The 26,103-nt window shown below is 70.1% G+C and carries 23 protein-coding genes; 14 read left to right on the top strand and 9 right to left on the bottom strand.

The features are described from left to right. Positions 1-3: 3 nt before the first annotated feature. Positions 4-126 (bottom strand): hypothetical protein, encoded by a 123-nt coding sequence (locus WME95_RS38760; protein ID WP_437904347.1) that lies wholly within the window; start codon positions 124-126, stop codon positions 4-6. A gap of 16 nt (positions 127-142) precedes the next feature. Next, entirely contained in the window at positions 143-1,348 is a 1,206-nt protein-coding gene (locus WME95_RS38755) for an endo-1,4-beta-xylanase (protein ID WP_437904346.1), read from the bottom strand. A 400-nt stretch (positions 1,349-1,748) separates the two neighbouring features. On the opposite strand from WME95_RS38755, the gene WME95_RS38750 reads away from it, so the two are divergent. Then, positions 1,749-2,183 carry a hypothetical protein gene (locus WME95_RS38750; protein ID WP_437904345.1) on the top strand — a complete coding sequence of 145 codons (435 nt, stop codon included), beginning with the start codon at positions 1,749-1,751 and terminating at the stop codon, positions 2,181-2,183. Positions 2,184-2,258: 75 nt separating this feature from the next. Here the strand turns inward: WME95_RS38750 and WME95_RS38745 are convergent, their stop codons facing one another. Beyond that, positions 2,259-6,308 (bottom strand): serine/threonine-protein kinase, encoded by a 4,050-nt coding sequence (locus WME95_RS38745; protein ID WP_437904344.1) that lies wholly within the window; start codon positions 6,306-6,308, stop codon positions 2,259-2,261. Between the two features lie 497 nt (positions 6,309-6,805). On the opposite strand from WME95_RS38745, the gene WME95_RS38740 reads away from it, so the two are divergent. Then, positions 6,806-7,060 (top strand): hypothetical protein, encoded by a 255-nt coding sequence (locus WME95_RS38740; RefSeq protein WP_437904343.1) that lies wholly within the window; start codon positions 6,806-6,808, stop codon positions 7,058-7,060. Between the two features lie 164 nt (positions 7,061-7,224). Here the strand turns inward: WME95_RS38740 and WME95_RS38735 are convergent, their stop codons facing one another. Together WME95_RS38735 and WME95_RS38730 are read right to left on the bottom strand one after the other, a co-directional pair. Further along, complete coding sequence (locus tag WME95_RS38735) at positions 7,225-8,397, bottom strand: hypothetical protein (protein WP_437904341.1); 1,173 nt, start codon at positions 8,395-8,397, stop codon at positions 7,225-7,227. 62 nt (positions 8,398-8,459) lie between these two features. Then, entirely contained in the window at positions 8,460-8,780 is a 321-nt protein-coding gene (locus tag WME95_RS38730; RefSeq protein ID WP_437904339.1) for a hypothetical protein, read from the bottom strand. Between the two features lie 261 nt (positions 8,781-9,041). On the opposite strand from WME95_RS38730, the gene WME95_RS38725 reads away from it, so the two are divergent. Then, entirely contained in the window at positions 9,042-11,288 is a 2,247-nt protein-coding gene (locus tag WME95_RS38725) for a DUF3160 domain-containing protein (protein WP_437904337.1), read from the top strand. 66 nt (positions 11,289-11,354) lie between these two features. On the opposite strand, the gene WME95_RS38720 is transcribed toward WME95_RS38725, so the two are convergent. Together WME95_RS38720 and WME95_RS38715 are read right to left on the bottom strand one after the other, a co-directional pair. After that, positions 11,355-11,825 (bottom strand): SRPBCC family protein, encoded by a 471-nt coding sequence (locus tag WME95_RS38720; protein ID WP_437904336.1) that lies wholly within the window; start codon positions 11,823-11,825, stop codon positions 11,355-11,357. Further along, entirely contained in the window at positions 11,822-12,442 is a 621-nt protein-coding gene (locus WME95_RS38715) for a TetR/AcrR family transcriptional regulator (protein ID WP_437904335.1), read from the bottom strand. The genes WME95_RS38720 and WME95_RS38715 overlap by 4 nt, the downstream gene beginning before the upstream one ends. Before the next feature lie 107 nt (positions 12,443-12,549). On the opposite strand from WME95_RS38715, the gene WME95_RS38710 reads away from it, so the two are divergent. From WME95_RS38710 to WME95_RS38700, 3 genes are all read left to right on the top strand, one after another. Beyond that, positions 12,550-12,735 carry a hypothetical protein gene (locus WME95_RS38710; protein WP_437904334.1) on the top strand — a complete coding sequence of 62 codons (186 nt, stop codon included), beginning with the start codon at positions 12,550-12,552 and terminating at the stop codon, positions 12,733-12,735. Between the two features lie 151 nt (positions 12,736-12,886). Then, entirely contained in the window at positions 12,887-13,411 is a 525-nt protein-coding gene (locus tag WME95_RS38705; RefSeq protein ID WP_437904333.1) for a hypothetical protein, read from the top strand. Continuing rightward, a complete protein-coding gene (locus tag WME95_RS38700; protein ID WP_437904331.1) occupies positions 13,408-14,358 on the top strand; it encodes a hypothetical protein in 951 nt (316 codons plus the stop codon). Before WME95_RS38705 ends, WME95_RS38700 begins: the two co-directional genes overlap by 4 nt. A 290-nt stretch (positions 14,359-14,648) precedes the next feature. Here WME95_RS38700 and WME95_RS38695 read toward each other — a convergent pair whose 3' ends face one another. Beyond that, the gene (locus WME95_RS38695) at positions 14,649-15,653 is read right to left on the bottom strand and encodes a hypothetical protein (protein ID WP_437904329.1); all 1,005 of its coding nucleotides are present in this window, start codon (positions 15,651-15,653) and stop codon (positions 14,649-14,651) included. A gap of 45 nt (positions 15,654-15,698) precedes the next feature. Between WME95_RS38695 and WME95_RS38690 the strand changes: the two genes are divergently transcribed. The 7 genes from WME95_RS38690 (at position 15,699) to WME95_RS38660 (ending at position 23,875) form a co-directional block, all read left to right on the top strand. Continuing rightward, positions 15,699-16,082, top strand: a complete 384-nt coding sequence (locus WME95_RS38690; RefSeq protein ID WP_437904328.1) for a helix-turn-helix domain-containing protein — start codon at positions 15,699-15,701, stop codon at positions 16,080-16,082. Between the two features lie 278 nt (positions 16,083-16,360). After that, positions 16,361-17,326 (top strand): L-histidine N(alpha)-methyltransferase, encoded by a 966-nt coding sequence (egtD, locus tag WME95_RS38685; protein WP_437904326.1) that lies wholly within the window; start codon positions 16,361-16,363, stop codon positions 17,324-17,326. After that, a complete protein-coding gene (locus WME95_RS38680; RefSeq protein WP_437904325.1) occupies positions 17,323-18,612 on the top strand; it encodes an SUMF1/EgtB/PvdO family nonheme iron enzyme in 1,290 nt (429 codons plus the stop codon). The genes egtD and WME95_RS38680 overlap by 4 nt, the downstream gene beginning before the upstream one ends. Beyond that, positions 18,609-19,403, top strand: coding sequence for an ATP-binding cassette domain-containing protein (locus WME95_RS38675; protein ID WP_437904324.1), 795 nt, complete (start codon positions 18,609-18,611; stop codon positions 19,401-19,403). Before WME95_RS38680 ends, WME95_RS38675 begins: the two co-directional genes overlap by 4 nt. Then, positions 19,400-20,920: a glycine betaine ABC transporter substrate-binding protein gene (locus tag WME95_RS38670; RefSeq protein WP_437904323.1), complete on the top strand. Its 1,521-nt coding sequence runs from the start codon at positions 19,400-19,402 to the stop codon at positions 20,918-20,920. Before WME95_RS38675 ends, WME95_RS38670 begins: the two co-directional genes overlap by 4 nt. A 458-nt stretch (positions 20,921-21,378) precedes the next feature. After that, positions 21,379-22,017 (top strand): DUF1294 domain-containing protein, encoded by a 639-nt coding sequence (locus tag WME95_RS38665; RefSeq protein ID WP_437904321.1) that lies wholly within the window; start codon positions 21,379-21,381, stop codon positions 22,015-22,017. Positions 22,018-22,555: 538 nt separating this feature from the next. After that, entirely contained in the window at positions 22,556-23,875 is a 1,320-nt protein-coding gene (locus tag WME95_RS38660; protein ID WP_437904320.1) for a peptidylglycine alpha-amidating monooxygenase, read from the top strand. A gap of 274 nt (positions 23,876-24,149) precedes the next feature. Here the strand turns inward: WME95_RS38660 and WME95_RS38655 are convergent, their stop codons facing one another. Further along, complete coding sequence (locus tag WME95_RS38655; RefSeq protein WP_437904319.1) at positions 24,150-24,698, bottom strand: TetR/AcrR family transcriptional regulator; 549 nt, start codon at positions 24,696-24,698, stop codon at positions 24,150-24,152. Positions 24,699-24,996: 298 nt separating this feature from the next. Here WME95_RS38655 and WME95_RS38650 point away from each other — a divergent pair, with 298 nt between their 5' ends. Next, positions 24,997-26,067, top strand: coding sequence for an NAD-dependent epimerase/dehydratase family protein (locus WME95_RS38650; protein ID WP_437904318.1), 1,071 nt, complete (start codon positions 24,997-24,999; stop codon positions 26,065-26,067). Positions 26,068-26,103: the final 36 nt, after the last annotated feature.

The following is a 26,103-nucleotide window of genomic DNA, read 5'->3' as shown; positions in this document are numbered from 1 at the left end:
GCGTCAGAACTGGATCCCGAGCGTGTCCTCGCCCCACGACAGCCCGCCATCGAGGTGCTCCGGCGATGCCGTCTCTGACCCCGAGACGTAGGTCACGGTCGTGCGCGCCAGGGAGCGCCGCGACACGGTTGTGCGAGGGAGATCACTCGCCGCGACCGAGGAAGTCCATCAGCCAGGTCATTGCCGGCCGCATCGTGCCGTCCGGGTACAGGAGGCCCGTGCTGTCCCTCCAGGTGGAGCCGACGACGTAGCCCCAGAGGGTGATGCCCTTCACGGCGCTGTGGTTGTAGAACATCGGGAACTGCTCCTCCATCACCCTGCGTTGCTCGTCGTCGTCCGCGAGGTCGATGTCGTACTCGGTGATGTACACGGGCAGGCCCGTGGCGGCGAGCCTGTTGATGTAGTGCATCACGGTTCTGGTGCTGATCTTGTACGCGTCGTGGGCCTCCGCGCCGAGGCCGTCGATCGGGGCGCCCGCCTCCAGCGCCGCCTTCACGATCTCGACGAAGTGGTTGTGATCGCTCTCGTACTCGATGTTGTTGTAGTCGTTGAGGATCAAGGTCGCGCCCGGGCAGAACTCGCGAGCCCACTTGAAGGAGTTGACGATCCAGTCATAGCCGCTCTCGCCGGCGCCTCCGATGGCGTTCATGAAGGGAGGCACGGTGTGGGGCGGCGGCTCGTTGACGACGACGATGTACTTCGTGTCGGGGTACCGCTCGCAGAACGCCTGCATCCAGTCCCTCACGGCCTGCCGCTGCTCCTCCGCGGGGAGGCTCGTGAGCCAGGCCGCCTGCGAGGCACCCCACACGAAGCTGTGCTGCATGAAGGGGATGTCGTTGTCCTGCGCGTACTCGTAGATCGCGTCGAGCCTGCTCCAGTCTCGAACGCCGCGGGTCCTCTCGACAGAGGGCCACTTGCCCTCGTTCTCGGGCGCGATCTGGTTCCAGTGCTGGATGAAGCCGTCGCGCACCTGGCCCCTCGTCGTGATGTTGCCGACGAACTTGCCGGTGCTGCCGCTCGAGCCACCCGACCCGTCGCTGGAACCGCCGGCCCCGGAGCTGCTCGGTCCGGCGCCTCCGGCGGCTCCCGCGCCTCCGTTGCCGCCGTCGCCGGAGCCGCCCGTACCAGAGCCCAGAGCGCCCGTGCTGCCCGTGCCGGCTCCGCCGGCGCCCGTTGCGCCGGCGCTGGCGCCATGGCCCCCCGCTCCCGTCGTGCTGCCCGCGCTCGACGAGCCGCTCGGGCCATCGTCAGCCTTGTCCACCTTGCCAGAGCAGCCGGAGAGGGCCGCGATCCCGAGTGCGATCGAGATCGTGCCGCACAGCCATCGAGAAGAACGGTTCTTGTTCATGCCAACCACCCGCAAGCTGAAGGATCGTGACCGGTGACTCCCGGAGCGGGAAAGCCGAGGGGAGCAGCGCGAGGTAGAGAGCATGCGCCCAGCGCCACGCACGCCAGACAGACGGGCCCCCGGAGTTCCCGTTGCCCCTCGGATCTATCACGACCCGTGCGGTGGAGCGATCCTCCACGGTCACGAGCGCGGGCGAACCGCGTGAGGAGCGACGCGGCGCGCCGCACCCTCGCGGCGCTCCCCCGGCGGGTGCGGCTTGGTCCTCGGCGCTGCGTCCGCGAAAGTGCTCTTGCGCGCTCCGACGTGGCCTACACGGGGGCTTCCATGGGATGGCGCGCTCGGCGTTCTACCATTCGCTCGGGGCTCGCGGTAGAACGCGAGGTCCCTCAGGTAAGACAGCATGATCTACAGCTTCCCAAGCTATGTGCCCGGCATCGCGATCGCCATCGCGGTGCTCGCCGCGTCGATTGGCGTGCTCCTCCTGTGGAGGCGTCAGCCGCTGGTGGTTGCCTTGATCGCATTCGGAGTTTCTGCGGTAGCGGGTGGCCTCTTCGCGCCGATGCTGGCGATGGATCGGGTCGTCCTCGACGACGAGAAGCTGGAGCAGACCACGGGGTTCTGGTTCGCGCCGACCGTGAAGGGATTTCGTCTCGCCGAGGTCGAGTCCGTCGCGATTGGCACCGCCAGGGATAGAAAGAATCGCGAGATCGAGGTGTGGATTGTGAAGGGGAGGGACGGCCAGACGCGAGAGATCGACCCGGGTGATCTCTGGGAGATGAACGGTCAGGACATCCTCCGGCGATTGAGAGAAAAGGGAATCAACGTCAGGCGATGAGGAGAGTCGTGCTTGTCTCGCGCCCGGTGTCGGTGACCGTCGCTGAGGCGCGGAGGTCGCACGGTGCTTGAGGCCTCAGCCGAGCCACGCCTCCGCGAGCGCCAGCAGCCGAGCGTTCCCGGGGACGTTCTCGAGGAAGCACCGCCGGATCTCTGCATCCGGGATCCGGTCCGCGCGCGCGAGCAGGTCCGCGCGCGCCGCCGCCAGGGCCGCGCGCGCCGCGTCGGTCGACCCCGCTGCGTGGAGCGCCTCGGCGTGCACCAGCGTGAGCCCGATCCCCTCCGGGAGCCTGAGCCCGAGCGCTTGCAGGCGCGCCACGACGTCCTCGGCGAGCGCCGCGGCCTCCGCGGCGCGGCCTTGGGAGAGCCTCACCTGCGCGAGCACCGTTCTCCCCCAGTCATAGGCCATCGAGGGCATCGGGAGCCCTTCGAGCCCCGCGAGCGCCTCGCGCTCGGCCGCGGCGAGGTCGCCGCGCCGGCAGAGCAGGCTTGCGTGCAACAGGCGCGTCTGTTTCTGCAGGAACCGATCCTGCTGTGCCGCGTCGGCGCTGGCGAGGTCGGCGATATCCGTGATCGCCTCGTCCAGCAGGCCGCGCGCGTAGAGCAGGGCCGCGCGCCACCACCGGGCCATCCGTCCGCTCATGTCGGCGCGGGAGCTCCCCTCGGGCAGGAGGGCGCGCAGGAGCTCCTCGGCGCGGTCGTGGACCCCGAGCTCGACGTAGACTTGGGCGATGCTCACGCGCGCGGCTTCCACCGGCAGCCGCATCCCCGCCGCGTCGAACGCGGCCTCGGCCTGGCGCAGGAGCTGGAGCGCCGCCCAGGCGTCGCCGTGAAGGAGGCGCGCCTCGTCCGCCTGCATCATGCGCCGCTGGCCGGACACAAGCAGATCTCGGCAGCCGAGCGATTCGTCGAGGCGATCGAGCCGCGCGCGGCAGGCCTCGGCCAGGTCACGTCGCTCCACGAGCATCAGCCACGACCGGGCAAACCACAGCGCTTGCGCGAAGGCTGCGGCCGCCTCGGGGTCGGGGTCGATCGCGAGGAGATCTCCAGCGACCAGCTCGATGCGCTCCGCCGAGCGCTCCTCCAACGCGTGCCATAGCAACTCGGCCGTCACCAGGCACCAGTTCCGGCTCCCCGGTCGGGTGAGGCGCTGCACCTGCTTTGCCAGAGCGCCAGCCCGATCCTTCTCCCCTAACCAGCGGAGCGCCTCGCACTGAACGAGCCGCAGCGCCCCGTGGAGCTCACCCTCGGCGCCGCACTGCACGCCGCGCTCCGCGCGCTCGATCGCCCCCGCTGTGTCGCCCCCGCGCAGGAGCAGCTCCGCCGCCTCCAGGTAGCGAGCCGCCGCCTGGGCGCGCTCGCCGCCGCGCTCCAGGTGCTCGGCGAGCACCCCGGGATCGCTCTCGCCCGCCGCCGTGAGCCACGCCGCGGCCAGCTTGTGCCCGAGCGCGCGATCGGCGTCGGTCAGGGTCGCGTACGCGCCCTCGCGCAGCAGCGCGTGGCGGAACGCGAGCTCCTCCTCGCCCGGAAAGCGGCTCTCGGCGCGGCGCTCGACCACCTCCCGCGCGACGAGCGACGCGAGCGCTCCGCTCACCGGCGAGGCGGGCTCGCCGCAGGGCAGGTGCGGCGCCTCCCCAACCCAGGTCGCCGCGCCGGTCGCGGGCAGGGTCACGTCATCGCCCCCGGGCGGGGGACCGCCCTGGGCCTGAGGAGCGAGATCGCCGCCGAGCAGGCGCCGCGCCCCGCCGGCCCAGAACACCTCACCGAAGACGCTGGCCGCGCGCAGCACCCGCCGCTCCGCCGGATCGAGCGCGCTGATCCGCGCGTGCACCATGGCCAGCACGGTCTCCGGCAGCGCCTCTCCGCGCCCCTCGCTGACCGCGCGGATGAGCTCCTCCAGATAGAACGGGTTGCCGGCCGCGCGCTCGACCAGCTCGGCGATCCGGGTCGCATCCACGGCGTCGCCGAGCGCGTGCAGGGCGAGCCGCTCGGCCGCGCGGCGCGGCAGCGGGGCGAGCCGGATCTCCTGGACGCTGCGCTCGGCCCACAGCCCGGGGAAGCGCTCATGCACCTCGGGGCGCCCGAGCGCCAGCACGAAGAGCGGTCGATCCTCGAGCCGGCGCAGCGCCTCACCCAGGAGCCGCACCGAGGGCAGGTCGCCCCAGTGCAGGTCGTCGAGCGCCAGGAGGATCGGCCGGGCCTCGACCTCGGCGGCCACGAAGCGCTCGAAGGCGCGGGCGATCTGCTCCGCCATCGCCGCCGGGTGCTGGCGCGCCGCGCGGAGGGCGGGGCTCTCCTCGTCGGGGAAGGGCGCGCCCGCGATCTCGCCGAGCATCTCCGCGACGCGGCGCTGCTCGGCCTCGGGCACGCGCCGCGCGACTCGTGCGCGGATCCGCGCCTGCCGCTCGCCGAGCGGCGCGCCGGCCAGCGCGCCGGTCGCGCAGCGGATGGCCTCGCCCAGCACCCCGAAGGGCGCGCCCTCACCCACCACGTCGGCGCGGCCCGTCCAGATCTCCACGTCGGGCCGGAGCGCGCGGATGCGCTGGAGCGCCTCGTCGCAGAGGCGCGACTTGCCGATGCCCGGCGGCCCCGTCACCAGCGCCGCCCGGGCGAGCCCCTCGCCGGCGCACTCCTCGAAGAGGTCCACGAGCGCGCGGATCTCGCGGTCGCGGCCGACGCACGGGCTCTTTCGCCCGAGCAGCGTGCGCGCGCCCCCGCCCGCCTCCCGCTCGCCGTGGAGCTCGAAGCCGGCCGGGCCGCGCCGCACCTCGAAGCGGGGGTCGAGCAGCGCCCGGGTCACCTCGTCGAGCATCGCGACGCCTGCCGCGGGCGGCGCGCTGGCCACCATGGTGGCGGCGCGATCGATGAGATCCCCGACCGGCGTCTGCCCGGTGAGCTCCGCGCGCCCGGTGACGACCGCGATCCGCGCCGCGCCCCCGCTGTCGTCGAGCAGCGGCCCCAGCACCATCGCGCACCGGGCCGCGCGCGCGGCCTGATCGGTCGCGCTCCCCTTGCTCTGGAGGCTCACCAGCACCCCGCCGCCGGCGAGCTGGTCCACCCGGCCGCCGAGGCGGGAGATCGCGGCCTCGAGGCGCCGCTGCCGCGCCGCCGGCACCTCGGAGGGCAGCGTCTCGCCGGCCGCGCCGGCGGCGCCCGCCGGCACCTTGGAGGGCAGCGTCTCGTCGCCGGCCGCGCCGGCGGCGCCCGCTGGCGCCGCCATGACCAGCGAGAGCACGCGCTGCTCCCCCGCGGTGAGCGCCGCGCCGGGCACCGGCGCCGGCTCGCCGCCCTGCGCCCCGAGCGCGCGCAGGGCCGCGCCGACCTCGGCGGCGCTCGCTGGCCGGGCCGCCGGGTCCTTGGCGAGCATGCGCGCGACCAGCGCATCGAGCGCCGGCGGCGCGTCGGGCCGGAGCTCGCGCACCCGCGGCGCGGGCTCGAGCAGCAGCCGCGCCAGCACCGCGAGGATGTTCGCCCCCGCGAAGGCCGGCTGGCCGGTGAGGCACTCGAAGAGCACGGCCCCCAGCGCGAAGACGTCGGCGCGCGCGTCGGCGCGCTCGCCGCGGGCCTGCTCCGGGGCCAGGTAGCCCGGGGTGCCCATCACCACGCCGGTCCGGGTGTGCAGGCTCGTCGCGCCGCTGAGGCGCGCGATGCCGAAGTCGATGAGCTTGATGCGGCGCGGGTCGCCGCCGACGAGGAAGATGTTCGAGGGCTTGATGTCGCGGTGGATCACGCCGCGCGCGTGCGCCGCGGCGAGCGCCTCGGCCGCGGCGAGGGCGAGGGCCACGCTGTCGTCCACGCCGAGGTCCGCGCGCACGAGCCGCGCGGCGAGGTCCTCGCCATCGAGCCACTCCATGGCCAGCCAGCGCTGCCCCGCGTCGGTCACCCCCTGGGCGACGAAGCGCACGATGCCAGCGTGGCTCAGGCCGGCAAGAATGCCGCACTCCGCGGCAAAGCGCTCTCCCTGGCGGTCGCCCTCGCCCGCCAGGAGCTTGAGCGCGACCGGCTCGCCGCGGGCGCGATCGAGGGCGCGGTAGACGAAGCCCATGCCGCCCCGGCCAGCCTGGCGCTCGATCACGAAGCGCTGGGCGAGGAGGTCGCCCGGCCGTGCGCTGGCTGGGGGCAGCATGGCGAGAGGATGGGGCAGGGGTGCAGCGCGGTCGAGGGCGCGGCGCCGCAGCGGAGAACCCCACAGCGGCGCCGCTTTGAGCTGGCGGCCTTGGCGCGGAGGTGCCGTGAGCTCTGATGGGGGCGACTGCTACTTTCCGCCATGGCGCCGCCACCCCCTGAGGTTGAGTTCTCCTTGGGTTCTCCAGTCGTTTCGCGCCGGCATGGGGTGTGCTCGAGGCCGAGCGTCACGCCGACGCTCGAGCACAACGCCCTCGTCGAGATGTTCCGCGAGCACCCCGAGCTCGCGCCCCACTGGCTCGCGACGCTCTTCCACCTCGATGTGCCGCCACACACCTCGGTCGGGGTCGTCGAGTCGTCGCTCGACCAGCTCATCCCGGTGGAGTTCCCGCGCTCGTTGCGCTTGGCCGGCTCGACCAGGAGCAGGCGATGGTCTGTTTTCAGGTCATCTGGAGCGGGTTGCGTGAGCCCATGCGGCGGGCTCTGGAGGCGTTGGTCATGGAACGGCAGATCGAAGACGAGGCGAGGTTTCCGTTCGTGCGGGAGCTGATGGCTCGCAGCGAGCTCAGGGGCCTACGTGAGGGCGAGCTCAAGGGCAAGAGGGACACGCTTCTGCGGCTGCTTGCGCGGGCCGGGATCATGCTCACCGAGCGCGAAAGTGCGCGCATCCAGGCATGCACGGACATCGCTACCCTCGACCGCTGGCTCGATAACGTCCTCGGGGCGAAGACCGCGGCCGACGTGCTCTCCTGACGGTTGACGGATGCGGCCCAACAACCCAGCAAGGCGATGAATCTGACGGGTCTTGCTCGTGGATTGTCGCCGCATGTGGCCGAGCTCAGGGCTCCCCCTCCTGCGCCAGATATTACCGAACGGCTACGAATGCTGCCAAGCTCCCTGGGTAGCTCGACGTCGCCTCAGCGCCAGCGCGCCAGCTCTTTGACGTCGATGCGATAGACCGGGCTGATCCGGCCCTGCTGCGCGGGATCCGGGCAACGCAGACCGGGGATGTCGTCGGACGAACCCAGCTGGGGGAACCTGTTCGCCAGCTGGCCCCTGTTCGGGCCGTCCGGCTTGCGGTTGTATTCCTTCAGCAAAAACGTCACGAACTCGGCTTCGGTCCACGCCGGATCTTGCGAATCGAACGTGGTGAAGCGCGGCTCGCCGCTGACGTTGCCGAGGTAGACGGCATTGGCACCCTGCCAGGTGGCGAAGGAGCTGTCGTGGTGGCGCTTGACGTAGTCCGGATGATTGTAGAAATACACCCAATCGCCGGGGCGCAGCTGGTCGACGGAGTCCACGGCCAGCGCCACCCGCAGCTTGCTCACGCTGCCCTCGTCTCCCGGCGCGACTTGCACGATGTCCTCGGTGACCCCGTCGAGCGCCGCCGTGCCGACCGTCTTCATGAAGGCGCGCAAGAAGCAGATGTGCAGCGCGCTCATGCACTCGATGGCGATGGGATGGGCGTCCCAGGTGAACAGATCCTCGAGGGCGGCGGACGCGCTGAAGTCCTCGGTGTTGGCGAAATTCATGGTGATCGAGTGGGCGGGGTGGTCGTCGTCGACGGGCGCGTCCGCCATCCACGACCGCTCCGGGAAGCGATAGACACCGCGATCCCATTCGTTGGCGTAGATGAAGCGTCGATCCTGGCCCAGACGTCGCGCGGTGTTGAGCTCGCGGAGGCTTGCGATCATCCATTGGCCGAACAGAGCCTCTCGGTGCTCGACCACGCAGGTGCGGACGATGTCGACAAGGTCGCGTGCCCGGCCTTGCATGGGCTTCGAGCGGGCGTGGTTTCTGGCCAAGCCCATGAGCAACTTGCGGCGATACAGCCAGGCCCGGTCTGCGTACTGGGGCGCGATTTCACCTTGCTCGACCTTGATCAGGCGCCGGAGCAGGGTGCGCCGCTCGTTCTGGCTCTTTCGCGCCTTGTTGAGCACACGGCGGATGTGCTGGCGCTCGGCGGGCCAGTCGGTGTTGCCGGGCGGGGCCGTCGTGTGGTCGAGACGGACGAGCTCCTGGTCGATCCGGTCGATGCGCCGCTGGCAGCGCGCGGCTGCCCGCAACAACACCGCCACGCTCAACGGCACGCGCGCACCCGAACCGCAGCGACACTTGCCCACGCAGCCGCGATCGGGCGTCGTCGCATCGCTTACCCGATCACCAGCTCGTCCGCGATGGCCTGCGCCTTGGCGTCGCTGGTCACATTCGGGGCGCGGAGCGTGGCGACGAGCGCCGCGTACTCCGGCTGTTCCTCGAACGTGTCGCCGAGCTCGAAGCACAGATCCACATAGCTGGTCACGTGGGCCTCGAGGTGAAGCCCGTGGCCCGCCGCCCGCTGGAGCTGCGCCTTCAGGCGCTCAATCAGCGTCTCGTCGTTCGTGCTCCAGACCTGTTCCGGATACATCACCCGCACGCGCTCGAGCAGGCGCGGCATGAGCTCGGCGTCCGAGCGCCGGGCCAGGAGCTTCATTTGCTCGCGCCGGATGGTCAGCACGCGGCAATTACGACGGCTTCATCAAGCCGTGTCAAGGGTAGTGGCCAGCAGGAAGCCCGGAAGCCGCTTGTCGGCTCGGAGGGCTGGCACGCCGGTTGCTTGTTTGTGGCGTTGGCACACATGGAGTGGATGAAACCCGCAATTCGAGCGTCCTTCGGCCCGGGGCCGCGGCACAACGATCCGGGTTTGGCACACCGGCACACCAGCCCCCGTGTCGCGAAAGGAGCAGGAAAATCCGTGCACACCCAACGAATTCTCTCCACCCTGGTCAGCGTTGGCTTGCTGGCGGCGTGTTCCGGTTCCACCGAACCGGGCGGGTCGGGCCCCGCAGGTCCTGGCGACGAGCGTCCCGCAGACGTCGGAACCCAGGTGCAGCTCGAGCTCAGCTCGGTCGCCGCGACCGAAGTCGAAGCCCAGGTGGCCACCGCCAGACAACACGACGCGGCATCCCTCCAGGAGGCCTACGCGGTCTCGTTTTCGAACGATCTGGGCTACGGTCTCACGGACGTTCAGAACCTCGATCTGATCCAGCGATCAGAGCTGGGCCTGAATGACGCGGAGCTCGAGGTCCTGGCCGCGAACGGCTTCGTGGTTTCCAGTCGACTTGCCTATCCCAGCTTTCCCTACGCCTACGCTGCCATCTACGTGCACGATCTGCCGGTCTTCGTGAGCGGCGACATGGTGCTCGAGGCCATGCACCGTTCGTACGACGACATCTTGCAGGCCCTCGAACAAGCCGTCTTGATCCCGCGTGTCACCCGCTTGCTCGACACGATGCGTGCTCGCCTGGCGTCCGGAGATTCCGGGCTCTCGCAGCAGGCGGCAGCCGACGCGGACTTCTACCTGACCGTCGCGCGCAGCCTGCTGATGGGAGCGCCGAGCGACCCCGTGGCGGGAGCCAGCAGAGCTGAGATCGCGTCCTTCCTGACGCACGCCGAAGCGGCCGACGGAGAACAGCAAAAGTCCATGTTCGGCGTTCCGCGCCGCTTCGACTTCTCGCAGTTCAAGCCCCGGGGCCACTACACGGACACGGTGGCGCTCGAGCGCTATTTCCGCGCCATGATGTGGATGGGACGCATCGATTTTCGGCTGATCGAGACCATGCCCGATGGCTCGCGCGTCTTCTGGCGCCGTCAGCTCGAGGCAGCGCTGGCGCTGCGTGACTTGATGGATACCGCGGCGCTGGAAGACTGGTCGGGCATCGATCGAACCGTCACCGCGTTCGTGGGTGAGCACGACTACATGATCGTGCCCGAGCTGGACGGGCTGTTGCAAGGCCTGGGGGTGTCCGACGCGAGCGGGCTTGCTGCGATCGACGACTCGACGATCGCTCAGGCGATCATCGCCGGGCGCTACGGCGAGCAGCGCATCGCGAGTCACATCATGCGAAAGGACGGCGGCGATTCCACGTTTCCGCTCAACGCGAGCTTCGCGTTCTTCGGGCAGCGCTACGTGATCGACAGCCACGTGTTCTCCAACGTGGTGTACGACCGGACCGCGACGCGCGTGGTCCCGAACCCGCTCGACGCCGCGTTCGCCGCCCTGAAGAACGATCACGCGGTGAGCCTGCTCGCGCGTGAGCTCGAAGAATGGAACTACGCCGGCGATCTGGCGGCCGTTCGCGTCATCGCCGACGCCCACCCTCCATCGTACTGGGAAGGCAGCCTGTACACGTCCTGGCTCGGGGCGCTGCAGACGCTCTCGGCGAACGCCACGACCCTGGGGCCAGCCGCGGAAGGTCTGCCCAGCGTGGCGCGCAGCGAGGCGTGGGGGCGCCGTTTGCTGAACACCCAGCTCGGATCGTGGGCGCAGCTCAGGCACGACACGATCTTGTACGCCAAGCAGTCGTATACCGGCAGCAATGGCTGCGACTTTCCGGATGCGTACGTCGAGCCCTACCCCGAGCTGTTTCAGAGGATCGCCAGATTCGCCGGCCAGGGCCAGGCCTTGGTCGATACCCTCGACTTCAGCTTGAACGGGAACAACGCGTTGGGGGAGCAGGTGAGCGCCTACTTCGGCACCCTGTCGCGCATCGCGACCACCTTGAGTGAAATGGCGGAAGCGCAGCGGACGGGCATGCCCCATTCGGAGGAGCACCTGACCTTCATCAAGCAGGCAATTCACATCGAGGGCGGTGGCAGCGGCGACCCCTGGCAAACGGGCTGGTACAAAGATCTGTTCTTCGATCCCGTCGACGGCTTGAAGAGCGACCCGACCATCGCCGATGTGCACACGGACATCGGAGGCGACCTGCCGGTCCCGCGAGCTCCGTCGGTGTTGCACGTGGGCACCGGCAATCCACGCATGATGGTCATGACGGTCGATACCTGCCAGGGGCCTCGCGCGTACGCGGGCGCGGTGTTCGCCTACCACGAGCACCTGGCGGAGGGCTTCACCCGACTCACCGACCAGGAATGGGCTCGGAAGCTGGTTCAGGATCCGCCGGCCGATGTGCCGTGGATGGCGCCGGTGCTGGCGGAGTAGAGACCGGCGCGGCAAAGGCCTCGGCGCGCAGGGCTGCGCCGAGGTGCGCTCGAACGCCGGCACCCTTCACGACCGCTCGCGCTCCAGGTTCTCGCGGAGCTTGCGCAGTCCGTCGCGCGCTCGGCCGCGCATCACGCGGCGCAGGAGCGGGAGCACGAGCCAGCGAAACCACCACCGCTGATTGCGGCTGACCATGCGCCACGCGACGCGCGTCCCGTCGTCGGAGAGCGCCGCGAAGTCCACGCTCATGCGGGGCAAGAGGAAGCTCTCACCTTCGGTCACCAGACGCTCTCCGACCCGCGCGTCCTTCACCTCGATGTCGATCGTGCCGGTGCGCCCGAAGGGCATGCGCACGGTCTCCTGGTAGCGCTTGCCGACCTGCCCGTGCTCCAGCGTGTCGAGCTCGCGCATGGCTGCGACGCCCGGGAACCAAGCCGGGAAGTTCTCCATGTTGGACACGTACGCGAACGTTTCGTGCAGGGGCCGGCCGATCTCCACCGAGCCCTGCGCCAAGAGCTCCGGCTCCGCGCGGCTCACGAGCGCCTCCTCGGTGCCGTCTTGGTCTCCATCGGCCTGAGCAGGCTCTGCTCCACGATCCGACGCATCGCGCGGACGTAGCGCGGCCGGGACCAGCTCCGCTCCTCGATGAGCTCCTGCCAGTTCCCGATCGACAGGAGGGTGGCCAGGAAGTCCGCCGCATCCGACGCCGACCATTCCTCGGCCAGCGCGCCTTCGGCCTGAAGCCGCGCCACGAAGCCCGCGCAGACGCCCGTGAAACCGCGCATGCGGTCGCGCCACGCGAGCTCCGCGTCCTCGTCCGTGGCCCGCGCCGCCCGCATGGCCCGCGCCACGTCGGTGATGTGGGCGACGTAGCCCGCCCACGCGCCGATGAACTCGGAGAGGATCGCGCGCGCGTCGGAGGCGCGCTCGCACTTTCGGACCAGGTCGGCGAACCCGTGCACCTCGTCGACGTGACGCACCAGCGCGACCAGGAGCTGGGTCCTGGTCTCGAAGTGCAGATAGACCGCCTGGCGCGACACCCCGGCCGCCGACGCGATCTCCGCCATCGAGACGCCGCGACGCCCCGGCTCGGTCACCAGCCGGCGCGCGGCCTCGAGGATCACAGCGCGGGTTTCCCCGTCCTTGCTTGACATGGTGTCAACATGGGGCATAGTTTACACTGTGTCAAGTTCGACAATCGCGTCCATCGCCGCCTCACTCCTGCTGCTCGGAGGCGCTCTCACCCTCCCCGCCGATCGACGTGTCCTTCAACACCTTCCTGATCCACAGCAACGGCAGGACGATCCTCGTCGACGAAGCGGCCGACAAGGGCTACCTCGTCGCGCATACCCACGCCCCGTTTCCCGGGCTGGGCCACGTCCGGAGAGACGGAGCGTCCTACCGCTGGGTGCCCGCTCCCTACGTCGACGACGCGAAGAGGAAGTAGCGCGACGCCGCGAGGACGCACGGACGGGCTCACCCCGGCGGATGGATGACGCGCATGGCCCCTCTCCCCCGGTGACGGTCGGATCGGCCGCAGGCGCACGTCGCCGGTGGCGAGTTCACGCAGGTAGGGCGTGACTGTCAGGTCCTATCGGATGCCGCACACCGAAAAACTCGCGAAAAATCTGCTGGTCCGAAGCTTGCCAGGCTTGCGAGCGAAGCTTGCCAGGGCGGGAACCGAGGTCGAAATGGAAGGGACCCTTCAGGAAGGGCGGCGCGCGCCCGAGTTCTTGGCGTGGGCGCCGCTGGCGGCCGTCGCGCTGTTCACGTTCAACAACTTCTGGCTCAAGGGGCGGGCGCCGGTCGTGCTCGCTGGCAAGCTCAGCGACTTTGCCGCCTGCTTCTTCTTGCCGCTGTTCGTGGCGGCGCTGCTCGCTCACGTCACGTGCTGGTCGCGAGCGCGGCGGGTGGCGCTCGGGGCCGTCACGACGGCGCTGGTATTCACGCTGGTGAAGACGAGCGCAGCGGCGTCGGCCGTGCTCGACGGCTTTTGCGCCGCGCTCGGCTCGCTCGTGGCGCTGCGGTCACCAGCCAACCGCGTGGATCCGACCGACCTGCTGGCGTTGCCGATGGTGCTGCTCGCGTGCTGGTGGTCGAACAATCAGGGGAGAAAGCGATGAAGAGGTGGGTAGCTCAGAAGCTCGAGCTGGTGGCGCTGATCGCGACGGGCGCCTCGCTGGTGGCGCATGGCGGGGACATTCCGACGTGCGGTCTGAACGACGCCGAGAGCATCACCGTCAACGTGACCGGCGATTGTGGTCCTGCTGGCGTCGTCACCATCAAGCTGGGGGATGCGTCGTGCTCGGTCAGCGTGAGCGGGGACCAGACGGGCTTTCCTCGCTCGGGGCACAGCAGCGATGGCTTGAGCTCGGGGTTCAGCCTGCAGGTCGACGAGGCAGGCGGCGTCGAGCGCAGATGCACTGCGGAAAAGCAGGCGGACGCCGAGGACACGTACAAACTGAGCTGCGGTGTCCGCCGCGCCGGTGGCAGTCCGTACTGGACCCCGGTGTGCGAAGCCGAGCTGTCGCCCGTCAGCGACCAGTGCGACGTGCGCCAATGCGCCCCGCTCGCGTGCCCGGACGGCCAAGAGCCGCGCTCGGCGGCCGGTGCTTGCTGTCCGGTGTGCGTCGAGCCGCCATCGCAAGGCGAGCCGCCGCCGTTGCCGGTCGACCCGTGCGCCGACGTCGTGTGTCCCAGCGCCTGTCCGGAAGGGCAGGAGCTGGCCTACACCGGTGCCGGGTGCTGCGCCGAGTGCATCACGCAGTCTGCAGCTTGCTTCGAGCAGCGTGAAGCCTTCGAGCCCGAGCGAGCCGCGACGCTCGCGCTGGCGCGCGCCTGCAAGACGGACCTGGATTGTTCGTTCACGCAGCTGTGGACGCGCTGTAGCCCCGAATGTCCGGTCCCCATCGCCGGCAACGCCATCGGCATGACCCACGAGACGCTGCGCCTAGCGGCCGAGGAGACCTGCGCGGACTGTCTCCCGGCGGAGTTCCACTGCAGCAGCGAGCAATATATGACGGGGCGCGCCGCGTGCGTCGACGGCTCGTGCGTCGGCATCAAAGACTAGTTGTTCTGCTTCCTCAGTAGAATCAGTAGAACTTGTGGGTGAGCCATTCGGGCTCCGGCAGGTTCCCGAGCGTGTGGTAGAGGGCAATCTCCGCGTGTTCGTAGGTACGAAACCCAACCGCTTCTCTCGGGCATCTACTTGAGGAAGGACCGCGCGAGGGATCTCCCGTTCCGGGAGCGGGGGCCGAGGGTGCTGGAGAAGGTGCGCGCCATCCACGAGCGGGAGCTTGGCCTGTCCGCACACGGGTGGAGCCCAGCTCGTTCGGCGCTCACCTACGTGCAGCTGTAGTACTAGAGGCGGCGGATCCAGGAGCGCAGCGCCGCGAGCCCTGCCTCGTCGACCACCTCGGTCCCGAGGGGCGGCATCGAGGGCCAGTCGGGATCGCGCCGCCGGGCGCGCTCCACCACGTCGCTCTCCTCGGGATCGCCCGGGTTGATCACCGTGCCCACGGCGGTGCGGTACGTGGCCGTCGCCTCGACGGAGGCGAGGTCGCCGACCCGGAGCGTGAAGTCGAAGCTGCGCTCCGGGTCGTAGCAGCGCGCGCCGTCGCTCTCCGGGCGGCGCTTGTTGTGGCAATGGCTGCAGTTCGCGTGCAGCCACCCGAGGGCGGCGCGCGCCGCGGCGTCGCCGGGCAGCTCGACGGGCGCGGGCGGAGCATCCGAGAGCATCCCGCGGGCGACGACCTCGTCGAGGTCGACCTCGCCGGCGCTCGCGGCGAGCTGGATCGCGGAGAACCCGAGCACGCGGCCCTCCGTCCCGCCGTGGCAGCCCATGCAGTCGGCCGCCGCGGGCACGTCGTGCGATGTCCCGCGCGCGTCCACGGCGCCTCCGGGCGTCGCGAGCGCGTCGGTGCCGTCCGCGTTCCAGACGTAGGCGAGCGCGGCCCAGTCCCCGGGGGCGGAGCCCACCTTGGCGAGCACGCGGGTCTCGACGAGCACGCCGTCCCTGCGGAACTCCTTCCAGAGATGGGTCCCCTCGGGGAACTGCCATGCGTCCTGATCGCCGGTGTCGATCTGCGCGCCGGGCGGCAGCCGGATGAACCGGCGCTTCTCCGCGCCGTCGCTCCAGAGCTCGAATCCGGGCTCGTAGGCCACCACGTCGCTCGCCACCGCGCCGGCGGTGATGTCGGCGTACAGGCCGGTCTGCGACAGCGCGGCCGGCAACGCGGACTGACGCGCAGGAGCGGGCGCGTCGCAATGGCGGAAATCCTCGCAGCCTGCGGCGGCGAGGCCCGCGGCGGCGAGGTAGAGAAGGGTGATTTGAGGGGGAATCCGGCCTCTCTCTCGGTTGGGCATGGCCGTATCTAGGCAGGCGCGGTGTGCCACATCCAGTGATGGTTCGTGATAGATGTCATCATCGTGGTGAATCTATCGAGCATCGACCTCAACCTGCTCCACGTCCTCGCGGTCACGCTCGAGGAGCGCAGCGCGACGCGCGCGGCGCGGCGGCTCGGCGTCACGCAGTCGGCGGTCTCGAACGCGCTCGCCAGGGCGCGCGAGCTCCTCGGCGATCCGCTGCTCGTCCGCGACGGTCACGGCATGGCGCCGACGCCGGCGGCGGAGGAGCTGCTGCCGGAGCTCGCCAGTCAAGGACGGAGAGACGACCCAGCGGCTCGCGTGCACCCCCGCGTTCCGGGAAGCGCCCTTGTACTCCGCGCGCGAGCGCGCCGCCCTCGCCTGGACGGAGTCCCTCCCCCGCCTGTCGGAGACGCACGCGCCGGATGATGTCTTCGCGGAGGTGCGGGCGGTCTTCAACGACAAGGAGCTCGTGGATCTGACCATGGCGACCTCCCTCATCAACGCGTGGAATCGGCCGGGGGCGGGCTTCAGCGTCGAGCCCGGCGCCGTCGAGGTGTGATCGGCAAGTCGCCGCTCGCATCCCTGCCGGCCGCGAAGGGCGACGCAGGGGGCGCTCGGCCACCCCGGGCCGGGGATCCATGCTTGACGTCCGCCGCTCTCCTCCCAATGGACGCGCTGCCCAGCGCTTTCTCAAGGAGGTCCTGTTGAGCTCCACATTCGCGGAGGACGCGTACCCTTCACCCGATGAGCGCGCTCGGTTGCGCGAGAGCCTCACACGATCGCTGCCCGAGATCCCGCCCGTCTACTTCTACGACGATCTCGGGAGCGAGCTGTTCGAGCAGATCACCCACCTCGGGGTCTACTACCCGACGCGCACGGAAGTCGGCATCCTCGAGCAGCGCGCCGGAGACATCCTGCGCGCCGTCCGGCCGCGGCGCCTCGTCGAGCTGGGCAGCGGCGCGGGCCGCAAGATCCGCATCCTGCTCGACGCCTGGCGGTCGGTGGGCGGCGGCGAGACGTGCACGATGCTGGACGTGAACGGGCTCTTCCTGGAGACGTCGATCAGCCGCCTCCGCGCCGACTACCCGGAGTACACGTTCCGCGGCGTGATCGGTGATTTCACCACCGACCTGCCGCGGCTCGGCCGGGGCGGGGGGCGCCTCGTGGTCTTCCTTGCGGGCACCATCGGCAACCTCTACCCCGACGAGCGGCGCGCCTTCTTCCGTGAGATCGCGCGCCTCATGGAGCCGTCGGACGCGCTCCTCGTCGGCGCCGATCTGGTCAAGGACACGGCCCGGCTGGAGGCCGCGTACGACGATCCGGAGGGCGTGACGGCGGCCTTCAACCGCAACGCGCTCCGCGTGATCAACCGGCGCTTCGGGGCGAATTTCGTGCCCGACGCGTTCGCGCACCGCGCCTTCTACGACGCGGCGCGGGCGTGGATCGAGATGCGCCTCGTGGCCACGCGGCGGATGCGCGTGCAGATCCCGGCGCTCGATCTGGGGCTCGATCTCGAGCGCGGCGCCGAGATCCGCACCGAGGTGAGCTGCAAGTTCACGCGCGACTCGCTCGAGGCCTCGGCCCGGGCCGGAGGGCTCGTGATGTCTTCGTGGCACACCGATCCCGACCAGCTCTTCGCGCTGGCCCTGCTCCGGCGGAACGACGCGTGACGGAGGCCTCGTTCGAGGCGCTCCTCGCCGCCGCGTGGCGCCGCAGCGACGATCTGTTCGCGCTCGTCCCGGAGGCGTCGATGGGGCGTCGGCCCATCGCGCTGCGACACCCCTTCTCGTTCTACCTGGGGCACCTCCCGGCCTTCGCGTGGAACCAGATCGGCCGAGGCGTCCTCGGGCTCGGGCCCATGCGGAGCGATTTCGAGGTGCTGTTCGAGCGCGGGATCGATCCGACCGACGAGGACGGCGCCCGCGCCGCGTCGAGGGACGCGTGGCCGGCGATCGCCGAGGTGATCGCGTACCGCGACGAGGTCCGCCGCGCCGTGCTGGCGCGCATCCCCGACGTGCTGGCGCGCGCCGAGGACGTGCTCGGCGCGCGGGGGCGGATCCTCCAGCTCGTGATCGAGCACGAGCGGATGCACCACGAGACCCTGATGTACATGCTCCAGGAGCACGGCGCCGCGCGGCGCCCCGACGGCGCGCCCGCGTTCGTGGGCGGCGGGGGGCGCGCGGCCGAGCCCCGGCACGTCCCGGCGGGCCGCGTGGTGATCGGCGCGGACTTCGAGGCGATCCCGTTCGGCTGGGACAACGAGTTCGGGCGCGCGGAGATCGATGTCCCGGGCTTCACCATCGACTCGCTGCCGGTGCGGAACAGTGATTACCTGGCCTTCCTCGAGGCGATGGAAGACGGCGCGCGGGCCGCGCTCACGCCCCGTACGTTCGTGCGCCGCGGAGGCGGGCTGGCGGTGAAGACGATCTTCGGGCCGGTCTCCTTCGAGGTCGCGTCGGGCTGGCCGGCGCAGGTCTCGGGCGAGCAGGCGCGCGCCTATGCAGCCTGGCGCGGTGGGCGCCTGGCGACCGAGGCCGAGCTGCGCCGCGCCGCGTTCGGCGAGCCGAGCGGCGGTGTGCGCGCGCGTCCGTGGGGGCACGCGCCGGGCGAGCCGCGTCATGGCCAGTTCGGCTTTCGCGGATGGTCGCCGGTGCCGACGGGCAGCCACCCGGACGGCGCCAGCGCGTTCGGCGTCGAGGAGCTGGTGGGCAATGGCTGGGAGTGGACGTCCACGCCCTTCGCGCCCTTGCCCGGCTTCGTCGCGTACGCCCGCACGTACCCCGGGTACTCGGCGGATTTCTTCGACGGGGAGCACGACGTCGTCTTCGGCGCCTCGTGGGCGACCGACGAGGGGTTCCTCCGGCCGAGCTTCCGCAACTGGTATCGCCGGGACTATCCCTATGTCTTTTCGAGCTTCCGGGTCGTACGCGAAGAGCCACGCTCTCGGCGGCGATGATCGAGCTCGAGCAGGTGACCAAGCGCTACGATGGAATCGCCGCTGTCGACAGCGTCTCGCTGCGCGTCGCGCCGGGCGAGCTGGTGGTCCTGCTGGGCGGGTCGGGATCGGGGAAGACCACGACGCTGAAGATGACGAACCGGCTCATCGAGCCGAGCTCGGGTCGCATCCGCGTCGAGGGCGAGGACGTGACCACCGTGCCGCCGCACGCGCTCCGGCGCCGCATCGGCTACGTGTTCCAGCGGCTCGGGCTCTTCCCGCACCTGACGGTCGCCGAGAACGTGGGCATCACGCCGGCGCTCCTCGGCTGGGACGCGAGGCGCATCCGTGGTCGGGTGGACACGCTGCTGGAGCTCGTCGAGCTGGATCCAGCCGAGGTCCGCGATCGGCGGCCGGACGCGCTCTCCGGCGGCCAGGCGCAGCGCGTGGCCGTGGCGCGGGCGCTGGCGGCCGAGCCGGGCGTGCTGCTGCTCGACGAGCCGTTCGGCGCGCTCGATCCGATCACGCGCGAGCGCCTCCAGCGATCGTTCGCGCGGGTGCGCCGGAGCCTGGGGTTCTCGGCGATCTTCGTCACGCACGACGTCGTCGAGGCGCTGCTCCTCGGCGATCGCGTGGGCGTCATGCGCGGCGGGCGCCTCCTGCAGCTCGCGCCCGGCCGCGAGCTGGTGCGCGCGCCGGCCGACGACTACGTGGCCGATCTGGTGCGCGGCCCGCTCGAGCAGGCGCGCGCCGTCGAGTCGCTGATCGCGGGCGCGCCCGCGCGAACGATCGCGGGAGGCGACGCTTCGTGAAGGAGCAGCTCGCCCTCCTCCCGCGCTACCTCGCCGCCCACCTCGGGCTCACGCTGGTCGCCCTGGCGCTGGGCGTGGCCGTGAGCGTCCCGCTGGGCGTGCTGGTCACGCGATCGCGCCGCCTGGAGGGGCCGGTGCTGGGCGTGGCGAGCGTCGTCCAGACCATCCCGAGCCTGGCGCTCCTGGCCTTCATGGTGCCCGTGCTCGCGGCCCTGGGCGCGCGCAGCATCGGTTACCTGCCGGCGCTGATCGGCCTCTTCCTCTACAGCCTCTTGCCGGTCCTCAGGAACACGGCGGCCGGCCTCTCGGGCCTCGATCCGGCGGTGATCGAGGCCGCGCGCGGCGTGGGGATGACGCCCTGCGAGCAGCTCCGCCGCGTCGAGCTGCCGCTGGCGCTCCCGGTGATCGTGGCCGGCGTGCGCACGGCGGCGGTGCTGACGGTGGGCACCGCCACGCTCTCCACGCCGGTCGGGGCGCCGAGCCTTGGTGACTACATCTTCAGCGGGCTGCAGACGCGCAACACCACGGCCGTGCTGATCGGCTGTGTGGCCTCGGCCGGGCTCGCGCTGATGCTGGACGGCCTGGTGCGTGGCCTGCTCGCCGGCGTCACGCGCCACAGCCGGCGCCTCGTGCTGCTGTGTCTCGGCGGCTTCGCCGGGCTCGCGGTCTTCGCGGCCACCCCGGTCGTGCGCGCCCTCCTCGCGCGCGATCGGGTGTCCATCACCGTCGGCGCCAAGACCTTCACCGAGCAGTACATCCTCGCCGGCATCGTCGCCGGGAGGATCGAGCGCGTCGCCGGCGTGCCGGCGCGGACGCTGGGATCGCTCGGATCGACGGTGGTGTTCGACGCGCTGAAGAACGGCGAGATCGACGTCTACGTCGACTACTCGGGCACCCTCTGGGCGAACGTCCTGAGACGGAGCACGGAGAGCGCGGACCGCGCGTCGGTGCTGGCCACGGTGGAGAGGGAGCTGCTCGATCGGTACAACGTCCACGTGGCCGCCGCGCTCGGGTTCGAGAACACCTACGCGCTCGCCATGCGGCGGCCCGAGGCCGAGCGGCTGGGGATCCGGCGCATCGGCGATCTCGGGGCGCGCGCGCGGTCGCTGCGGGTGGGGGGCGACTACGAGATCTTCCAGCGGCCGGAGTGGCGCGCCATCGAGCGCGTGTACGGCCTCGCGTTCCGCGAGGCGCGGAGCATGGATCCATCGCTGCTCTACGAGGCGCTGCGGGCGGAGCAGGTGGACGTGATCACCGCCTTCTCTACCGACGGGCGGATCATCGCCGATGATCTGGTGCTGCTGGAGGACGATCGCCGGGCCATCCCGCCGTACGACGCGCTCGTGCTGGTGAGCGATCGGCTCGCGCGCACCCGCCCGGAGGTGCTGGAGGCGCTGCGCGGGCTGTCGGGGACGATCGACGCGGAGAAGATGCGCCAGATGAACGCGGCCGTGGACGAGAAGAAGGGCTCGCCGGCCGCGGTGGCCGCCCGTTTCCTCGATGAATTGCGGCGCTGAATTCTTCTGCGCTGGGCCCCCCGCGGGCCGGCCGTTAAGGCTCGCACGTCTGGCGCGGCGTGATCGGCCTTGACGTGGAACGCGCGTTCCAAGGCCGTCGGCCCATGTCGAAGGGTATCGACGTCGTGGGTTGGCGCGGATGCGCCAAGCAGATGGAGCTCGGGGCGGATAGGACAGGCAAACGCGTTCCGCAAAGCCAAGATTCTCGGAGCCGTTCCTGACTCGTGCAGTCCGATGGTACGAGCTCATTGACAGAACGGGCCTTATGCGACGAGGCAGGTCTTCCACGCCTGAAACGCCTGGGATCACCGCGACGTGCTTCCGCTTGATGTGCCGCCGCCCCCGCTGGCCGCGTTAGGATGGTGCACGGATCACGGCCCCATCCGGTGACCCCGGTGGGGCCGCTGACGGCCCCGTCGCACCGAGCCGACCCGGCGCCCGTACTTCGAGGAGACCCCATGCGCAACACCGGAAAAATCGTCCGCTGGCTGGACGACAAGGGCTTTGGCTTTATCGCGCCGGCCGACGGCGGCCCCGAGGCCTTTGTGCACATCAAGTCGCTGCCGCGCGGCCAGCGCCCCGCGGTGGGCGCGACGGTCCGCTACCGTGCGGCTCGCGACGCGCAGGGCCGCGTCCGCGCCGAGGACGTCGAACTGGCCGGCGCCAGCGTCAGCCTGGGCCCGGCGAGCCGCGCCCTGCTGGTGGCGCTGCCCTTCCTCGCGCTGGTGACAGCGCTGGCCGCCCTGGGGCGGGTGCCGCGTGTGCTGCCCTGGCTCTACCTCGGCGCCAGCCTGGTGACGCTGCTGGTCTATTACAAGGACAAGCGCGCCGCCGAGCGCGGCGCCTGGCGCACGCCGGAGCAGACCCTGCACCTGCTGGCGCTGGCCGGCGGTTGGCCAGGCGCGCTGTATGCGCAGCAGTGGCTGCGCCACAAATCCAGCAAGCGCTCCTTCCGCGTCGTGTTCTGGCTGACGCTGGCGCTGAACGTCGCCGGCCTCGGCTACCTGGCCTCCGACCATGGCGCCGGCGTCCGTGCGGGGATCGACCGGGTCACGGCACTGCTGGCCGCCGACCGGGATGCCCCTGCCCCTCATTGACTCCCCGAAACTCCCATGAGCGCTACCCCCATCCATGGCGCTGCCCTATGACGACGACCGCTTCGATAAGCCTGCCCTCCGCGGCCGTACACCACGACGGCGGCGCGCCACGGCGCGTTCGGCCCGAGCACGCCGCTGAGCCTCAGTAGCGGGCTCGGGCGCGCCCCGTAGATGGATCCCCGCGCGCGACCCTGGTCCGCAGCCGAGCTTTGACCAGCCGGCACCGCGCCTCCTGGCGCGCGAGCGCCTCGATACCTTTCGCGTGAGCGCACCGTTGAACATTCTCGGAGCGAGCGGGCACTCACCGAAGTAGCACCGACGCCAGGTCGCCGGCCCGTCCGTAGACCTGGGTCGCCGGTGCTCTCACGCGCCAAGTCTCCCGCTGTTCTCGGGAGCTCGCGGCGCGCGTGCTTCTTCCACCCGATTCGACGGCGTTCTTCGGAATCTCGGTCTTCGACCGCCCTTCCGAAAAGCTGCAGATCAGCGCTCGATCCCCTCGAACGCCGATTCAGGTCGCACTTTTGCCCGAGGAGCTCGCATGAATCGTAGTCATTACTTGTTCTCGGCGCTGTCCTTCCTATCCGCTCTCGTGGTCGTCGCGTGCAGCGACGCCGAGAAGGGCAGCAGCGGCTCATCCGGCTCCGGTCCGGAGAACGGCGACGCGGAAGCGCTGCCGTGCGACGTCGACAAGATCCTCTCCACGAAGTGCCAGACCTGTCACGGGGCGTCCCCGAAGTTCGGCGCGCCGTTCCCGCTGGTCGACCGGAGCGATCTGGTCGCGCCCGCGGTGAGCGATCCCAACAAGAAGGTCTACGAGCTCGTCGCCGCACGCGCCCGCGACACCGCGCGCCCCATGCCTCCGCCCCCAACCGAGCCCCTGACCGCCGCGGAGCTCGCGATCTTCGATCAATGGATCGCCGCCGGCATGCCGGCCGGTAAAGACACGTGCGTCGACCCGGGCGACGGCGGAACCCTCAACCCTCCGACCCTGAGCTGCACACCGGATGTCCTGCTAGCGCCGTCCGCGCCTTACGTCATGCCGAAGGACGTCCAGGACCAGTATATGTGTTATGGGGTCGATGTAGAGATCGGCCAGAAACGACACCTCGTCGGGGTCGCGCCCCGCATCGACAACAGCACCATTGTGCACCATATCCTGCTCTTCAAGGCGGATGAGGCGTCTCCCTCGACGCCCACGCCGTGCGATGGGGGCGACATCATGGGGCCTCTTCTGGCCGTCTGGGCGCCCGGCGGCAAGGCCACGGAGCTGCCGCTGGAGGCGGGCTTCCCGCTGGAAGGCACGGCACACTTCACAATCCAGGTGCACTACAGCAACATCAAGGGCCTCGACGGGCAGCAAGACAGCACCGGCTTCGACGTCTGCACGACGACGGAGCTCCGCCCCAACGACGCCGGCATCTTCATGTTCGGCACAGAAGACATCAACATCCCGCCTCACGGCTCGCTCGACGTGAGCTGCGATTACCAGTTCCCGCAGGATATGGGGGCGATTTCGGTGATCGGTGTCATGCCGCACATGCACACCCTCGGCAAGCACCTGTCGAGCAACACGGTGCCCACGGATGGCAGCGAGCCGAGCAACCTGGGGCTCGCCGATCCGTGGAACTTCGACAACCAGATCTGGTACGACAACGATACCATCCTTCGAGGCGGCGACACCGTGAGGACGCGTTGCGCGTGGGACAACCCGGGCAACCGTGCCGTGGAGTTCGGGGACCGGACGCAGGATGAGATGTGTTATAATTTCGTGATGTACTATCCGGCTCAAGAGCTGGAGTCAAAGGTGGAGGACTTGACTTCTCCGACGGAAGACGTGTCCTGTGTGACGACAAGATAGACCAGCTCGTGCAAGGCGCGCGGGTATAGCTGTACCCTACTGAGCTCGTCCAAACGGCCGGATGGCGAGGAATGGCCCGGGAGAAAGCCGAACAGGGCTCGCACCCGGGTCAACCGCTTCATGAGCGCCTGTTCCTGCCGCGCCAGCTCCACCGGCGGTAACCATCGTTCCACCCGTGCACCTCCGGATGCGGACGAGATCATGGCCCGGCGAGGCCGTCGAGCGCTTCCATCGAAGCGCTCGGGATCACCGCAAAATCAAACGGATCGGTTCCCTAGGCCTTTCCAAAGAGCTCGCGGAAGAGCGCGTCGAGCGCCGCCCGGGTTGTCTGCCGACTTGGCGACGTGCCCGTCGGGCTCGCGACGATCGAGAGCGCGAGCCCCTGGATGACGGCCCAGACGTGCTCCGCGGCCTGTTCGACCGGCACACACAGCGCATCGCTCTTCGCGCAGCGCTCGATGCGGTGCCGCATCAGCGCGTACGCCTGCGAGAACATCGAAGGGAGCTCGACCGCACGCGCCATGACGGCCGCCGTAACTGCTGGATGCGCGACGACAAATTCGAGCACCTGCTCGCAGCTCGCGCGGAGGTCCGCGACGGGATCGGACGTCTGCGCGAGCGCACGCTTCTTCGCCATGAACTTCTCGAGCGCGACGGCATGGACCGCCGACAGGAGCCCGTCACGGTTGCCGAAGTGATGGTAGAGGGTCGGCATCGTGACGCCCGCTTCCTCGCAGACCCGCCGTGTCGTGAGCGCGGACGCTCCCTCCTCTTCGAGCACGCGGTACGCGACGTCCAGCAGCGTATTCTTCACATCGGCCATCGATGGAGGGTAGCACAGCTACCCTGGCGCCCCATCGGCTTTCAGCTCCGACATAGCGCCGTCGCGTCCGAGCAGGCGATCGTGGATCGGATGTCCGGTCTTCGATCGCATCGTCGGCAAGGGCGCCGCACGATAGACGCGCCCCCAAATTCCGTCCTAGTTGGAAACGTGCGCTCGGCAGCCTCTTCGCGACGCTCCCGAGGCGCTCTCAGTAAATAATATAGCGACGCTATATACGCTGCGTATAGCTGTGATATATTAACTCTCGCCGGCCGACACCGGCAGGAAGAGTGCAGAGATGGCCGAACTCATTTTCGTCACTGGAGGTAGCGGCTTCGTAGGCGCCGCCATCATTCGGGCAATGGTCTCCGCGGGGCACCGCGTGCGTGCGCTCGCGCGCAGCGAGGAGAGCGCCCGAACCGTTTCATCGCTCGGCGCCGAGCCGGTCCCAGGCGATCTCGACGACGAGCGGTCGCTCGCGGCGGGGATGCGCGGTTCGACCGTCGTCGTGCACGCCGCCGCATCGCTGACCAGCGGCGTACGCTATCGCGACCACGAACGGACGAACGTGGAAGGCACGCGAAGGGTACTGACCTGCGCGCGCCAGGCCAAGGCTCGGCGGTTCATCTACGTCAGCGCGGCGTCCATCGTCGTCGAGCCGGGCCGCCCTACCCACGGCGACGAGACGCTCCCCGTCGTGCATCACCGGTCGATGCCGTACAGCGCGACCAAGGGCCTCGCGGAGAGGATCGTGCTGGAGGCGAACGGCAGCGAAATGTCGACCGTCGCCGTCCGCCCTCCGTTCCTCTGGGGCGAGGGCGCACCGTCGATCGGGCACATCGCCCACGCGTTCCACGAAGGACGCTTCATGTGGATCGGTGGCGGCGAGTATGCCTACAGCGTTTGCCACGTCGACAACCTCGCAAGCGCGGTCGCCCGCGCCGTGGACCATGGCCTGGGCGGAAAGGCCTACTTCGTGACCGACGACGACGTGACGAGCATGCGTCAGTTCTTCACGGACGTGATCGAGGCGACGGGCCAACCGGCCAAAGCGCGGGCCGTCCCGTACTGGTTCGGAGCCCTGCTGGCGCGGATGATGGGCCTCGTCTTCGCGCTGTTCAGACCCGGCAAGCAACCGCCTCTCAGCCTCGAGACCGTTCGGCTGATCGGCAAGCGCCTCGAGCTCTCGAACGCGCTCGCGAAGCGCGAGCTGGGCTACGTGCCCGAGGTTTCGCGCGAGGTCGGCGTTTCGCGATTGCGAGCAACGGCGTCGAACAAGCTCGTCCGACACGGCTCGACGCACGCCGCGGCGCTCGGACGGCTCGGCAAGCCGTACGGGGACATCGTCGACGGGACGGAAAAGGGCTAGTGTTCACCCCTCGGGTTCGAGTCCGCCAGCCCACGA

Source organism: Sorangium sp. So ce327, from assembly GCF_051530205.1.
GTDB classification, from domain to species: Bacteria; Myxococcota_A; Polyangia; order Polyangiales; family Polyangiaceae; genus Sorangium; species Sorangium cellulosum_B.
The sequence above is the reverse complement of the archived record's forward strand: the minus strand, read 5'-3'. Positions and strand labels throughout refer to the sequence as shown.

Bases quoted from the DNA above. Each gene is read 5' to 3' on its own strand.
- WME95_RS38755 (WP_437904346.1), bottom strand. From the start codon at position 1,348: ATGAACAAGAACCGTTCTTCTCGATGGCTGTGCGGCACGATCTCGATC.
- WME95_RS38750 (WP_437904345.1), top strand. From the start codon at position 1,749: ATGATCTACAGCTTCCCAAGCTATGTGCCCGGCATCGCGATCGCCATC.
- WME95_RS38745 (WP_437904344.1), bottom strand. From the start codon at position 6,308: ATGCTGCCCCCAGCCAGCGCACGGCCGGGCGACCTCCTCGCCCAGCGC.
- WME95_RS38740 (WP_437904343.1), top strand. From the start codon at position 6,806: ATGGAACGGCAGATCGAAGACGAGGCGAGGTTTCCGTTCGTGCGGGAG.
- WME95_RS38730 (WP_437904339.1), bottom strand. From the start codon at position 8,780: ATGAAGCTCCTGGCCCGGCGCTCGGACGCCGAGCTCATGCCGCGCCTG.
- WME95_RS38715 (WP_437904335.1), bottom strand. From the start codon at position 12,442: ATGTCAAGCAAGGACGGGGAAACCCGCGCTGTGATCCTCGAGGCCGCG.
- WME95_RS38705 (WP_437904333.1), top strand. From the start codon at position 12,887: ATGCCGCACACCGAAAAACTCGCGAAAAATCTGCTGGTCCGAAGCTTG.
- WME95_RS38700 (WP_437904331.1), top strand. From the start codon at position 13,408: ATGAAGAGGTGGGTAGCTCAGAAGCTCGAGCTGGTGGCGCTGATCGCG.
- WME95_RS38695 (WP_437904329.1), bottom strand. From the start codon at position 15,653: ATGCCCAACCGAGAGAGAGGCCGGATTCCCCCTCAAATCACCCTTCTC.
- WME95_RS38675 (WP_437904324.1), top strand. From the start codon at position 18,609: ATGATCGAGCTCGAGCAGGTGACCAAGCGCTACGATGGAATCGCCGCT.
- WME95_RS38665 (WP_437904321.1), top strand. From the start codon at position 21,379: ATGCGCAACACCGGAAAAATCGTCCGCTGGCTGGACGACAAGGGCTTT.
- WME95_RS38660 (WP_437904320.1), top strand. From the start codon at position 22,556: ATGAATCGTAGTCATTACTTGTTCTCGGCGCTGTCCTTCCTATCCGCT.
- WME95_RS38655 (WP_437904319.1), bottom strand. From the start codon at position 24,698: ATGGCCGATGTGAAGAATACGCTGCTGGACGTCGCGTACCGCGTGCTC.
- WME95_RS38650 (WP_437904318.1), top strand. From the start codon at position 24,997: ATGGCCGAACTCATTTTCGTCACTGGAGGTAGCGGCTTCGTAGGCGCC.